The organism is Anoxybacillus sp. UARK-01, assembly GCF_002075365.1.
Taxonomy (GTDB): domain Bacteria; phylum Bacillota; class Bacilli; order Bacillales; family Anoxybacillaceae; genus Anoxybacteroides; species Anoxybacteroides rupiense.
The window spans coordinates 223,529-236,416 of sequence record NZ_NASY01000047.1 but is presented as its reverse complement, the minus strand read 5'-3'; the positions used below and the strand labels follow the sequence as shown (position 1 = coordinate 236,416).

Here is a 12,888-nt window from a genome sequence, read left to right as displayed (position 1 = left end):
AAACCTCCTTTATTGACTTAGAAATGAATCGCTTTGCCGTCAACGGCTAACGCTGCTTCAGCCATCGCTTCTGATAAGGTTGGATGCGGATGGATCGTATGAGCTACTTCCCAAGGAGTAGCATCGAGAACACGTGCAAGTCCCGCTTCTGAAATCATATCAGTCACGTGAGGCCCAACCATATGCACGCCAAGCAAATCGTTTGTATTTTTATCAGCGACAATTTTGACAAAGCCTTCTGCTTCACCAAAGACAAGCGCCTTTCCGATCGCTTTGAACGGGAATTTGCCGACTTTCACATTGAAGCCTTTTTCTTTTGCCTCGTCTTCTGTTAAGCCGACGCTCGCTACTTCTGGACGGCTGTAGACACATTTTGAAATCATTGTGTAATCAATTGGTGACGGAGCTTGTCCAGCAATATGCTCAACAGCGACAATGCCTTCATGCGACGCTACGTGAGCAAGCTGAAGGCCGCCGATCACATCGCCAATCGCATAAATATGGGACTCTTTTGTTTGATAAAATTCGTTCGTTTGAATGAACCCTTTTTCAACAATGATATCGGTATTTTCTAAGCCAATTCCTTCAACATTAGCTTGACGTCCGACTGATACAAGCATTTTTTCCGCTGTAAATGCTTTTTGTTCGCCTTTATGCTCCGCTTTGATCGTGACATCCTTGCCTTTTTCAAGCGTTTCTGGCAATACTTTCGCACCTGTCACGATTTGAATGCCGCGTTGCTTTAATACTTTTTCTACTTCTTTGGACACATCGCGGTCTTCCGTTGGCAAAATGCGGTCTGCATACTCTAGCACCGTTACTTCTACGCCAAAATCATTGAGCATAGAAGCCCACTCGATGCCGATCACACCGCCGCCAACGATAATGATCGATTTTGGAAGAGCTTCAAGCTGTAGCGCTTCATCAGATGTAATCACAAGCTCGCCATCAATATCAAGCCCTGGCAATGTACGCGGACGAGAGCCAGTGGCGATAATCACATTTTTCGGAACAAGCATCTCATTTTCTTCGCCATTGTTCATTTCAACTGAAATCGTTCCTGGCATCGGCGAAAAAATCGACGGTCCTAAGATGCGGCCAGTTCCTTCATATACATCAATTTTTCCTTTTTTCATTAATCCTTGAACGCCTTTATGTAGCTGTTCAACGATTTTCCGCTTACGCTCCTGCACTTTAACAAAATCTAATTTCACATCGCTAGCAAGTACACCAAACGTTTCACTTTCTTTTGTTTGTGCATATACTTCAGCGCTGCGAAGCAATGCTTTACTTGGAATGCACCCTGCATGCAGACAAGTGCCGCCAAGTTTTCCTTTTTCGACGACAGCTGTTTTGAGCCCGAGCTGCGCTGCGCGAATGGCTGCTACATATCCGCCCGTACCGCCACCTAATATGACGAGATCATATTCTTTTGCCATGAGTCTCTCTCCTTCCTATTGCAAAACTTCAACTTTAGAAAAATTTCCAGGATACACCTTCTCTTTCTCTTCACCGCGTAAAACACGAAGCGCTCCTTCAGCTAGCGCTTGAAGCTCATTTTCTCCCGGATGAACAATGACGTCAGCAATCCATTTCACACGATCAGCAATTTCCTTTACAAAGCCTTTTCCGTATGCTAAACCGCCAGTTAAAATAATCGCGTCTACCTTTCCTGCTAAAACCGCGCTGGCCGCCCCAATTTCTTTCGCCACTTGGTAAGCCATCGCACTATATACTAGCTTTGCCTTTTCATCTCCTGCTTCAATCATTTTTTCTACTTTTACCGCATCGTTTGTACCAAGATAACCGACTAAACCGCCTTGGCCAACAAGCATTTTTAAAATTTCTTCACGGTAATACTCTCCTGAGAAGCATAAAGATACGAGATCTCCTGCTGGAACCGTACCAGCACGCTCCGGACTGAATGGTCCTTCCCCGTCTAATCCGTTATTCACATCCACGACACGCCCTTGCTTATGAGCGCCAACTGTAATTCCGCCGCCCATATGAACAACAATGAAATTCAATTCTTCATATTTTTTGCCAAGCTCTTTCGCTACACGACGAGCAACGGCTTTTTGATTTAGAGCGTGGAAAATACTTCTTCTCTCGATTAATGAAAACCCTGAAATTCTCGCGATAGGGTCAAGCTCATCGACAACAACAGGGTCAACGATAAAAGCAGGAATGTTTAGGGCCGATGCAATTTCATGGGCTAAAATACCGCCAAGGTTCGAAGCATGCTGTCCCGCATATCCCTTACGCAAATCGTCAAGCATCTGCTCATTTACGCGATACGTTCCGCCTTCAATCGGACGCAACAAACCACCGCGACCGCAAACAGCGCTTAATTTCGAGATATTGATTCCCTCTTGATCCAGCGTTTCTAAAATCGTTTGTTTGCGGAATTCATATTGATCAATAATGGATTTGTATGATTGAATCACATCTGTGTCGTGGCGAATCGTTTTTTCAAAAATCGAGCGTTCGTTATCGAATACCCCGATCTTTGTCGATGTTGATCCTGGATTAATCACTAAGATGCGAAATTCTTTCGTTTGCAAGATGTCAACCTCCTTTTTACAGTGAAAGCGAGAATATCCATTCCCGCTTTCACCGATTATTGTTTAGCGACCGCGACGACGGCTTAAAATGTGATGGCCGTTTTGTAAAAATTGGCTGCGAGATTTACGCATTGTTTCAATTCTCTCTTCTGCCAAGCGGTCTGCCGCTTTATAGGATGGAATGTTGTCACGTTTAGCGATTTCAAATACTTTTTCAATATTGTTGTAAATTTGCTCTACTCGCTTCATTGCGCGTTCACGGTTGTATCCGTATAACTCATCCGCCACGTTGATAACGCCACCTGCGTTGATGACGTAGTCAGGAGCATAAACGATACCCATTTCATGGATGATATCGCCGTGTTTTGCATCACGAAGCTGGTTGTTAGCTGCTCCTGCAATCACTTTTGCTTTTAATTGCGGAATCGTTTGATCATTGATAACACCGCCAAGTGCACAAGGTGCAAAAATGTCGCAATCTACGCCGTAGATCTCGTTAGGGTCGACGGCTTTTGCTCCAAACTCTTCCACAACACGTTGTACCGCTTCTTTGTTAATATCTGTCACGATTAATTTCGCACCTTCTTCATGAAGATGGCGGCATAGGTTGTAAGCTACGTTACCAACACCTTGAACAGCAATGGTTTTTCCTTCTAGAGAGTCGCTTCCAAAAGCTTCTTTTGCTGCTGCTTTCATACCGCGATAAACGCCATAAGCGGTAACAGGAGATGGGTTACCTGAAGAACCAAACGCTGGCGAAATTCCTGTTACGTAATCCGTTTCTTCATAAATAATGTCCATATCAGCCACTGTTGTACCAACGTCTTCCGCTGTGATATAGCGGCCGTTTAACCCCTGAATGAAGCGGCCAAATGCACGGAACATCGCTTCGTTTTTATCTTTGCGAGGGTCGCCGATAATCACCGTTTTTCCACCGCCCAGATTAAGGCCAGCAGCTGCGTTTTTGTATGTCATACCGCGAGCAAGACGAAGCGCATCTTCAATCGCAGCCTCTTCTGATTCGTACATCCACATGCGAGTTCCGCCAAGTGCTGGACCAAGCGTTGTATCGTGAATCGCAATAATCGCTTTTAATCCTGATTCTTTGTCTTGGCAAAATAATAGTTGTTCATAGTCATAATTTTCCATATATTTGAAGATTTCCATGTGATTTTCCTCCCCTATTTCTTTCATTTATCATTTATTTAGATGCGGAGCAAACCGCAAGTGCTAACGAATACAGCTTGCTTTCAGCCGAATCGGCGCGTGATGTCAAGACAATCGGCGCTTTCGCCCCTGCAATCACAGCCCCTACCTTCGCATTGGCAAAATAAACAAGCGATTTATATAAGATGTTTCCAGCTTCAATATCAGGAACGAGTAAAATATCAGCGTTTCCTGCAACCTCGCTGACGATTCCCTTATGCTCAGCAGCAGCTGGAGACACTGCATTGTCAAGCGCGAGCGGCCCGTCAACGATGCATCCTTTGATTTGACCGCGGTCATTCATCATCGAAAGCGCGGCTGCATCAATAGTGGCCGACATAGCTGGATTGACGACCTCAACCGCCGCAAGTGGAGCAACCTTTGGCTTCTCAATCCCAATCGATTTCGCAACAGAAACGGCATTGGCAATGATTTGCGCCTTTTGCTCTAAATCAGGTGCAATATTCATCGCTGCATCTGTGACGATGATATATCTATCATAATGTGGCACTTCAAACACGGCCACGTGGGATAATACACTTCCTGTTCGCAATCCGTATTCTTTATTTAACACGGCTTTTAAAATGGTCGCTGTCGGAATATTTCCTTTCATTAATACATTCGCTTCATTCAAGCGAACCGACTTAACAGCAAGCTCGGCTGCTTGAGCGACGGAATGAGCGTGAACAATTTGGATTTTTCCCTCTTTCTCATAATCCTTGTTCTTCTGCTTAAGCAGCTGCGAAATACGTTCGCGATCTCCATATAAAACAAATTTTCCGAATTGATGATCTAAGGCCATCGTAACGGCTTCAATCACCTCTTCGTCTTCCGCTGCGGCAACCGCAACAGTCATATCGGAATATTGGGTTGCTTGGTCAACTAGTGATTGTAGCTTCATTTCATGCATCCAACCCCTTTTTTCTTTATCATTTTGTCCGCTTTTTATTATATGCAAAAACTGTGCCAAATAAAAAAACACAAACGAATGAAAGAAAAGCAAGAAAAATGACGAAAAATCGTTGAAAACGCTTTATTATCTTTTTGCATTTTTTTGCACACCGTGCAATTTATTGCGTGTATTTTTTTGCAAGGTCGTATTTTTCCAGCTTATAGTATAAGCTGCGAATCGAAATTCCCAGCGCTTTGGCTGTGGCCGTTTTATTCCCTTGATGTTCAAGCAAGGCTGCTTCAATTAATTGAGCCTCATATTTTTCAAGCATTTCATCAAGCGGACCGATGCTGCTTGCAAAGGTGGGTTCTTCAGCTAACGCCTTATTCTGCGGCATTTGCAGCGGTGGAATATGGTGAACATCAATAAGCACTTCATTGAATTTCATAAAAATCATGGCCCGGCCCAATACATTTTCCAGCTCGCGAACATTGCCCGGCCAATCATAGGATAAAAGATAGCGAATCGCTTCCTCCGTCAAGCCCTCGACATTTCTGCCATAATCCTGATTCAGCTTATGGATTAAATGTCGGCATAAAGCAACAATATCCTGCTTTCTTGCGCGAAGCGGCGGAATATGGATCGGCATACGGCTGAGGCGATAGTATAAATCTTCGCGAAATGTTCCTTCAGCAATTGCCTTTTCCAGATTGACGTTTGTCGCGGCAATCACCCGCACATTAATAGGAATGGGCTTTGTGCCGCCAACACGGACAATTTCTCTTTCTTGCAAAACGCGAAGTAGCTTGGCCTGAGTATTAGCAGAAAGCTCGCCGATTTCATCAAGAAAAATGCTTCCATTATTCGCTTCTTCAAACAACCCTCTTTTCCCGCCACGCTTCGCACCGGAAAAAGCGCCTTCTTCATATCCGAATAGTTCGCTCTCCAATAGTGTTTCAGAAATGGCCGCACAATTCACGCGGATAAATTTGTTATATTTTCTATCGCTGGCATTATGAATGGCGTGGGCAAACAGCTCTTTTCCCGTTCCTGATTCGCCGCGCAGCAAGATGGTAACAGGGGTTTTCGCAGCTAATTTTGCTTGTTCAATGGCCACCATCATTTCTTCCGATGTACCGATGATATCATCAAACGAATACTTCGCTTCCAGCGTGCGGATAATTTGCCGCGCTCGGTTTAATTCGTTAGTCAGACGCTGAATTTCTGAGACGTCGTGAATAATGCCGACGCTTCCTTTTAACATGCCATCGACAATAATTGGAGCGACATTCACGATCACATCACGGCTTTTTGGTCCTACCTTCATGCGCACTCCACGAACAGGACGCCGTGTTTTCAACACTTGCATATGCATGCTTTCCCCTTCAGAAATATCAGCTGTCGCTGGTTTTCCGATCACTTCCTCCTCAGATAGGCCGGTAATGCGCGTATAAGCAGGGTTAATCAAAATGCCTTTTCCGTGCTCATCCACCACTGAAATAGCTTCTTCAGAAGAATGAATAATCGCTTCCAGCATCATGCGGATGTCCTTTAAATTAGTTACTTCTTCAGCAAGTTTCATCACTTCTGTCACATCTTTAAAAACCGCCAGCGCGCCAAACAATCTCCCTGATTCATCGATCATCGGAATGCGTGTCGTGATGATTTTTCGGCCGTTTTCAAGCTCTTGTTCTTGATGAATTTCCGTTTTTCTCGTTTTTAATATGCGAGGCAGCTGGCTGGTCGGAATCACTTCTAAAACATGCTTTCCAATCACTTGCTGCTTATCGACTTTGATCATAGCGGCAGCGCTGTCATTCATGTGTGTAATATAAGCAAATTCATCCACTACAATCATTCCATCATGGGTGGAGTTAAGGATTAAATCAAGACGTGCTGTTTCGCTTTTCAAAGTCGAAATTAACGCCTCTTTTTCTTCGACAAGCTCGGCAATCACATAAGCGACCTCTCCAGGAATCACAAGTGTATTTTTTTTTCGTTTTTGACTGATCTCCGCAAACACATCCTTTTCACCAGTTGCTTCCACCACAATATCAATGTCGTCAGTTAAAAACGGACGCCAGTCGTTTCCTGTACAAATATTCATTCTTTTCGCCAATTCTAATCCAGGCGCCTTGTCATCGTGATCAATAACTGCTACGATCTCAACAATCGCTGTTTCCTGAAATATTTTCAATAAAGCAGTGCCACCTTTGCTGGCTCCTACAATCAATGCTTTTTTCATTTGCTTCACCTTTAAACTATGCAATTTTTTGCAGACAATTTTATCATATCATTAATGAATATTTCTTGACAAATATAATCAAATCGTTATGATTTTTTCATGAACCCATTTTCTATAGGAAAGGATTCTGCTCGTATGCAACGAATCATTGCCCTTGTGATTTTATTGATCCCTGGCTTTTTAGCTGCTTTAGGAATTAAATGGATGCGCGATACCTTATTTGGCATCCTACATCCTCCCATTCCTGCTCTTTGGCTGCAATTTTTGGGCGGTTTTGTTTTATTTGCGCTTGGCTTAGGGTTTGTTGGCGGTTTTATTCTTCATCGTGATCGAAAACGCAATAAAGTGCAGCCCCGTTTCCAAAAAAAATGACCTGAACGATACTGTTCAGGTCATTTTTTGACTTGTTTTGCTTTCAGTGGGTAATCAGTAAAAATAGCATCTACTCGATGTTCAAACATTTGTTTCATCAGCCGTTCATGGTTGATCGTAAACGGCCTTACCGCAATCTGGTTGGCATGGGCTTTCTGAACAAATAATGGAGACAGCGTGCGATAATAAGGATGCAAGCCGCTCGCGCCAAGAAGCCGAGCATATTGCCAAGGTTGATAGAGCGGCTCCATATAAAGCAGGGCAGTTGCGATATCCGGCGCCATTTGATGACAACGTGCCATGCTGTTATGATTAAATGAAGATAAAATGACACGGGATTCTAATCGATAATATTTGATCATCTCGATCACTTTTTCTTCCAGCTTATGATAAGCAATCAATCCATTTTTTAATTCAATATTCAATAATAACGAAGTTGGCGAAATCCATTCAAGTACTTCCTCAAGCAACGGAATTCGGCAGACTCCGTACTGATTGGCAAATTTATAAACCGCATTAAACGCTTGAAGCTCTTGATACGTAAAGTCCTTTACCCAGCCCGTTCCATCTGTTGTTCGATCAATCGTTTCATCGTGAATGACCACAAGCTTCCCATCTTTCGTCATTTGCACATCTAATTCAATCCCGTCAGCTCCTACGCGTTCCGCTTCATAAAAGGAAATCATCGTATTTTCGGGGTGCGTGCCAGCTGATCCGCGATGAGCAAAAATTTTGGTCATACTCCTGCCCCTTTCCCAAGCAATCGAAAACATAGTAAAATTATATGCAAGAGCGAGAGGGTTGATTATCCATTCTTTGAACGGCAACAGGCTTTTCCATGTGCCGCAGCGGCGGAAAAGCGAAAAGCTTTTTTCTAGCTAGCCATCTCCTTTTACTAAACGAATCAACGCTCTTCATGCATAAATGAAAATGCTGCTCTTTTCCAAATAAACAGAGAGGTGATTCAATATGCGTCCACATCAAATTTCGCTAGAAACCGCACAAAAGCTAGCAAAAGCGCTTGGCATCCCGATCGAGCAAGTGATGCATATGCCCCAGCATGTTTTAATCCAAAAGCTTATAGAAATCGAAAAAGCGGACAAAAAAGAAGAAAGGTAGCCTAATTTTTTAGGACTGCCTTTTTCTACAGCTCTCGCTAAATGTGATTGCATGTCTCTACAATCAGCGTTCAGTGGTAGCACCGTTTGAATCGTTTAAAACTAGGCTCTCACAAGCGATATTAACTGATACAAAGGAGAAAGCCGATAATCGCATTCGGTTTACGTCACGTTTGTAACAAGAGTAAATTTATTATCTATTCTAATTGGATCAATGCCTCGCTGTCACTTATGAACCACAAAATCATTGTTTCATCATTGAATGAACCATTTATTCAAAGTGCAGATTTCATTTGAATTCTTCCATTGTCAAATCACTATTTACCCCCATGGCAGCACACGTTCCTTGAGCAGCAGCGATTACTAACTGTGAAGGCCCGACTACAGATACATCCCCCGCGGCATATACCCCCTCTACATTACTCCTGCCTAAAACGTCAACAATCACTCGACCATTTTTATTCACTTCACATCCTAGCGATTTAGCAAGGTCATTAGGTTGCTCGAGATCAGTTGTAACAAAGCCACCTGATCGATTAATTTCTGTACCGTCCTCAAAAACCACCTTTTCTAATTTTCCATCTGAACCACTTAACTTTAATATTGGCTTCTCCTTAATAATAATACCCTTTCTTTTAAGTACTTGCTCTTCTGTTTCTGAGATTATTTTATTGCCGTTCGTACAAACAACTAAATCTTTACTCCATTGATAAACCATCTTTGCCATATGGAAAGCATTGTTGTTTTCAGAGATTAGCACTAAAGATTGTTCTCTTAATTCCCAACCATCGCAATAAGGACAACTGAATATGCTCTTCCCATAATAATCCCTAATCCCATTCACATTGGGGAGGCTTTCTTTAAGACCCGTTGCAATAATCATTTTTTTACTTAAATATGGCTTACCTTCATGGGTTATTAGTTTGAATATAGAACCTTTCTCTCTTTTTACTTCTACAATTTTGCATTTTTTTATTTGGACAGATGGATATTTACTGATATCTTGATGAGCCAAATTTCTGAACTCTCTGGGAGTAACACCGTCTCTAGTAATAAATCCATGTGATTTCTGAGTAACGGCATTTCTCGGTTGATCATTGTCAAAAAGGATCACTTTTCTTCCAGCTCTGCCTAACACAAGAGCGGCGCTCAATCCTGCAGGGCCACCACCTATTATTGCGCAATCTAAAATCATTTTCCCACCTCATTTAGTTTTAAATTTATTAGAGATATTAAAGATATTTAAAATCTATAATTATCAAAAAAAAAATTAATTTACTACAGAACGGATACGATTCACAATATTCTTATCTACTTTCTGTAATATATGCTCAATCGTTTGAGATCTTAGATAATCTTCCATTTTTTGTTCAGCTTCATTCATTACTTTCTCAATAAGGCAATTTTGTCTATCATGTATAGTATGATCTAAACCGCAATTAAACAATGAGGTCGTTCCCTCAATCGCATGAATGATATCTAAAAACGTTATATCTTTGGCATCTTTAATTAATTGATATCCGCCGTTAACTCCCGTGCCCGACTCGATAAATCCAGATTTAACTAATTTAGTTAAAACCTTAGAAAGGTACGTAGGCGACACTTTTTGAGCTTCAGCTAAAGGCTTTACACCTATTGTTTTTCCTGGTGGTAACAAAGCTAAATAAACAATGGTATGGAGAGCATAATTAGTTGCCTTGGAATACTTCACTTTCTCACCTCCTAATTAAAGACTTCGTGAATCTATAATATCCTTAATCCTTCAGATAAGTCAACCCTTTACCCTCATAAGCAAATTTGTTTCCTGGCAGTGGTCCCTTCTTTTTACCGGTTTCCTATAACATTTGTCCAAAGGTTTGGCACGATAAATGTTTAGCTTCACAATGCAATATGAAATTGTCTAACTGGATAATAAAATCGGACAAAATAAAAACACCCCTTACTACCGTTCTTTTTCCGGTAAATAAGAGGCGTTTCTTTTTCGTATACATACGCACAAACATTTATTGGCTTCGTCCCGATATTTATCGGTAACTAAAATGTATGTTCGAAATCACCCAAACGTTGATATTATTGCCTTTAACTCGCCTTATGCTCCAGTCTCAGCTTATCCGCCACCATCGCAATAAATTCCGAGTTGGTTGGTTTCGCTTTCGACATGCTGACGGTGTAGCCGAACAGCGAGGAAATCGACTCGATGTTACCGCGGCTCCAAGCGACCTCAATCGCATGGCGAATCGCCCGCTCGACGCGACTGGCGGTTGTATTATATTTTTTTGCAATGTCTGGATAAAGCACTTTCGTAATCGAACCAAGCAATTCGATATCATTATATACCATCGAAATCGCTTCACGGAGATATAAGTATCCTTTAATGTGAGCCGGTACACCGATTTCATGAATAATGCTCGTAATGCTTGCATCTAGATTTTTTGGCTTGCTTTCACGCACTTGATAAGAGGACACCGCTTTTTTCACAAGAGGAGTCGTTTTTCCATGCACTTGACGAATGTGATGAACTAAATTTTCCATATCAAACGGCTTTAAAATAAAATAAGAAGCGCCTAAATCAACGGCTTTTTTGGTTACATCCTCTTGACCAAAAGCGGTTAGCATAATGACATTCGGCTGTTTTTCCCGCTTCATGCGCATCTTCTCAAGAACAGCCAATCCGTCCAAATGAGGCATAATAATATCGAGTAGCAATATATCCGCTTGCTTTTCTTCAAGCATATGTAAGCAGTCTTGGCCATTATAAGCTGCGCCAACGACCTCCATGTCATCTTGATTGGAAATATATTCTTCTAATAAGCTTACTAATTCGCGATTATCATCCGCAATACACACTTTAATCTTCAAGAAAATCTTCCTCCCCGCTTCCAATTCATCATTTTTTCTTCCTTAAAATTCATTCGACAGCGTCAGCAAAAATCCTTTATTTTTTCAAAAATAAGTATCTTTTTAAAATTCATCAATAACCGTTCCATTTCGACGCAGAACCCCTCATTTCTTTGTCGAAAAATCTTCGTATTTTTATTTTAACGAATTGTTCAACAAATATCTATGCAAACAACAAAAAAATATTGACTTTTTTTTGCCTTTTTTCAAACAAAAAGCGAGCATTTGTCAGCTCGCTTTTTGTTTGGATCCATATATATCAATTCCCGCCTCATTCAACATCCATTCAATGTGCACGCCGTATCCTGACGTTGGATCATTTACAAACACATGTGTGACTGCTCCGATTAGCTTCCCATCCTGAATAATAGGACTGCCGCTCATTCCTTGCACAATTCCTCCCGTTTTCTTCAGTAGCCGAGGGTCAGTGACACGGATGACAAGTCCTTTTGTTGCCGGGAACTTTTGCGGAACTGAATTGACGATTTCAACGTCAAACGCCTCCACTCGGTCGTTTTCAATCACCGTCAGCATTTTTGCTGGCCCTTTTTTTACTTGGCTCGACAAAGCCACTGGCATTGGTTTATCATACAATTCATTTGGCACTGATTTCGATAATTTTCCAAAAATCCCAAAAGGACTGTTTGTTGTGATATTCCCAATGATTTCTTTATCTTTGGAAAATCTTGCGAGCTTTTCACCTGGATTTCCGCTGCTTCCTTTCTCAATCGAGGTGACTGTCGATTTCATAATTTGTCCATTTTGAACGATAATCGGTTTTTTTGTATCCATATCTGAGATCACGTGTCCAAGTGCTCCGTACTTCTTGGAAATGGGGTCAAAAAAGGTCATCGTTCCGATACCAGCAGCCGAATCACGGATATATAAGCCGATGCGATAAGCGTGGTCATGCTTGTCTTTTAATGGGGTTAGTTTCGTCGCTATCGAACGTTGATCGCGAATAAGCTGCAAGTCCAATGGCTGTCCTGTTTTCCCTGACTTTTCAATAAAAGGAGAGAGGTCGCTCATATTTTCGATTTTTTTCCCATTGACACTTGTAATCATATCTCCAACTTGGATTCCAGCCAATTCTCCCGGTGATTTTTTTCCGCTTTCTGTATCAACAAGGTGATAGCCGACCACAAGAACTCCTAGTGTATTTAATTTCACACCGATCGATTGTCCTCCAGGAATCACTTTCAAGCTTGGGAGCGCTTTAACGTCAATCTGCTTAATGGGCACTCCTCCCATATTTAACACTACCTTCTCTTCATCAGGCTGCTTCGCCTCAACGGTAAGGGTATCGTCTGCTTTCTCAAGCTCAATGGAATGAGAAGCGTCTTTCACCTCTGCATGAACAGGAAGAGCAGAAGCGAATGTTGCTTTTTCTCCTTCAAACATCACCATTTGCTTTGGAATGCGTAAATACTCCCTTACCGGCTTCGATGTACTGATTAATACGAATGAAACAAGGAGAAAGATCCCCATCATTTTTCTTATTGTTTCTGCGTTCAAACCTTTTCACTCTCCTCGCTCCCACCTACACCTTCAAAATGTGACTACAATCTTAATTTTGCCTTAATCCTCATAAAT

General features: G+C 41.9%; 12 protein-coding genes. 2 read left to right on the top strand and 10 right to left on the bottom strand.

Translation table 11 applies throughout. The features are described 5' to 3' along the window. Positions 1–17: 17 nt before the first annotated feature. From lpdA to B6A27_RS13305, 5 genes are all read right to left on the bottom strand, one after another. Positions 18–1,439: a dihydrolipoyl dehydrogenase gene (lpdA, locus tag B6A27_RS13325; RefSeq protein WP_044744458.1), complete on the bottom strand. Its 1,422-nt coding sequence runs from the start codon at positions 1,437–1,439 to the stop codon at positions 18–20. Positions 1,440–1,454: 15 nt separating this feature from the next. Continuing rightward, positions 1,455–2,564, bottom strand: a complete 1,110-nt coding sequence (gene buk / locus B6A27_RS13320) for a butyrate kinase (protein WP_044744459.1) — start codon at positions 2,562–2,564, stop codon at positions 1,455–1,457. A 63-nt stretch (positions 2,565–2,627) separates the two neighbouring features. After that, complete coding sequence (gene bcd / locus B6A27_RS13315; RefSeq protein WP_044744460.1) at positions 2,628–3,731, bottom strand: branched-chain amino acid dehydrogenase; 1,104 nt, start codon at positions 3,729–3,731, stop codon at positions 2,628–2,630. A 34-nt stretch (positions 3,732–3,765) separates the two neighbouring features. Beyond that, entirely contained in the window at positions 3,766–4,671 is a 906-nt protein-coding gene (yqiS, locus tag B6A27_RS13310) for a phosphate butyryltransferase (protein ID WP_044744683.1), read from the bottom strand. 169 nt (positions 4,672–4,840) lie between these two features. After that, complete coding sequence (locus B6A27_RS13305) at positions 4,841–6,907, bottom strand: sigma 54-interacting transcriptional regulator (RefSeq protein ID WP_080862331.1); 2,067 nt, start codon at positions 6,905–6,907, stop codon at positions 4,841–4,843. A 135-nt stretch (positions 6,908–7,042) separates the two neighbouring features. On the opposite strand from B6A27_RS13305, the gene B6A27_RS13300 reads away from it, so the two are divergent. Then, a complete protein-coding gene (locus tag B6A27_RS13300) occupies positions 7,043–7,279 on the top strand; it encodes a DUF2627 domain-containing protein (RefSeq protein ID WP_044744462.1) in 237 nt (78 codons plus the stop codon). A 20-nt stretch (positions 7,280–7,299) separates the two neighbouring features. On the opposite strand, the gene B6A27_RS13295 is transcribed toward B6A27_RS13300, so the two are convergent. Then, positions 7,300–8,019 carry a glycerophosphodiester phosphodiesterase gene (locus B6A27_RS13295; protein ID WP_080862330.1) on the bottom strand — a complete coding sequence of 240 codons (720 nt, stop codon included), beginning with the start codon at positions 8,017–8,019 and terminating at the stop codon, positions 7,300–7,302. 229 nt (positions 8,020–8,248) lie between these two features. On the opposite strand from B6A27_RS13295, the gene B6A27_RS13290 reads away from it, so the two are divergent. After that, positions 8,249–8,398 (top strand): YycC family protein, encoded by a 150-nt coding sequence (locus B6A27_RS13290; RefSeq protein ID WP_080862329.1) that lies wholly within the window; start codon positions 8,249–8,251, stop codon positions 8,396–8,398. Between the two features lie 288 nt (positions 8,399–8,686). Here B6A27_RS13290 and B6A27_RS13285 read toward each other — a convergent pair whose 3' ends face one another. The 4 genes from B6A27_RS13285 to spoIVB form a co-directional block, all read right to left on the bottom strand. After that, positions 8,687–9,592 (bottom strand): NAD(P)/FAD-dependent oxidoreductase, encoded by a 906-nt coding sequence (locus tag B6A27_RS13285; RefSeq protein WP_080862328.1) that lies wholly within the window; start codon positions 9,590–9,592, stop codon positions 8,687–8,689. Between the two features lie 75 nt (positions 9,593–9,667). Further along, on the bottom strand, positions 9,668–10,108 hold the full coding sequence (locus B6A27_RS13280; protein WP_066145740.1) for an Rrf2 family transcriptional regulator: 441 nt from the start codon (positions 10,106–10,108) through the stop codon (positions 9,668–9,670). A gap of 368 nt (positions 10,109–10,476) precedes the next feature. Continuing rightward, on the bottom strand, positions 10,477–11,256 hold the full coding sequence (spo0A, locus tag B6A27_RS13275) for a sporulation transcription factor Spo0A (protein ID WP_044744466.1): 780 nt from the start codon (positions 11,254–11,256) through the stop codon (positions 10,477–10,479). Positions 11,257–11,523: 267 nt separating this feature from the next. Beyond that, entirely contained in the window at positions 11,524–12,810 is a 1,287-nt protein-coding gene (spoIVB, locus tag B6A27_RS13270) for a SpoIVB peptidase (RefSeq protein ID WP_044744467.1), read from the bottom strand. Positions 12,811–12,888 lie beyond the last annotated feature (78 nt).

Bases quoted from the DNA above. Each gene is read 5' to 3' on its own strand.
- lpdA (WP_044744458.1), bottom strand. From the start codon at position 1,439: ATGGCAAAAGAATATGATCTCGTCATATTAGGTGGCGGTACGGGCGGA.
- bcd (WP_044744460.1), bottom strand. From the start codon at position 3,731: ATGGAAATCTTCAAATATATGGAAAATTATGACTATGAACAACTATTA.
- yqiS (WP_044744683.1), bottom strand. From the start codon at position 4,671: ATGAAGCTACAATCACTAGTTGACCAAGCAACCCAATATTCCGATATG.
- B6A27_RS13305 (WP_080862331.1), bottom strand. From the start codon at position 6,907: ATGAAAAAAGCATTGATTGTAGGAGCCAGCAAAGGTGGCACTGCTTTA.
- B6A27_RS13300 (WP_044744462.1), top strand. From the start codon at position 7,043: ATGCAACGAATCATTGCCCTTGTGATTTTATTGATCCCTGGCTTTTTA.
- B6A27_RS13295 (WP_080862330.1), bottom strand. From the start codon at position 8,019: ATGACCAAAATTTTTGCTCATCGCGGATCAGCTGGCACGCACCCCGAA.
- B6A27_RS13290 (WP_080862329.1), top strand. From the start codon at position 8,249: ATGCGTCCACATCAAATTTCGCTAGAAACCGCACAAAAGCTAGCAAAA.
- B6A27_RS13285 (WP_080862328.1), bottom strand. From the start codon at position 9,592: ATGATTTTAGATTGCGCAATAATAGGTGGTGGCCCTGCAGGATTGAGC.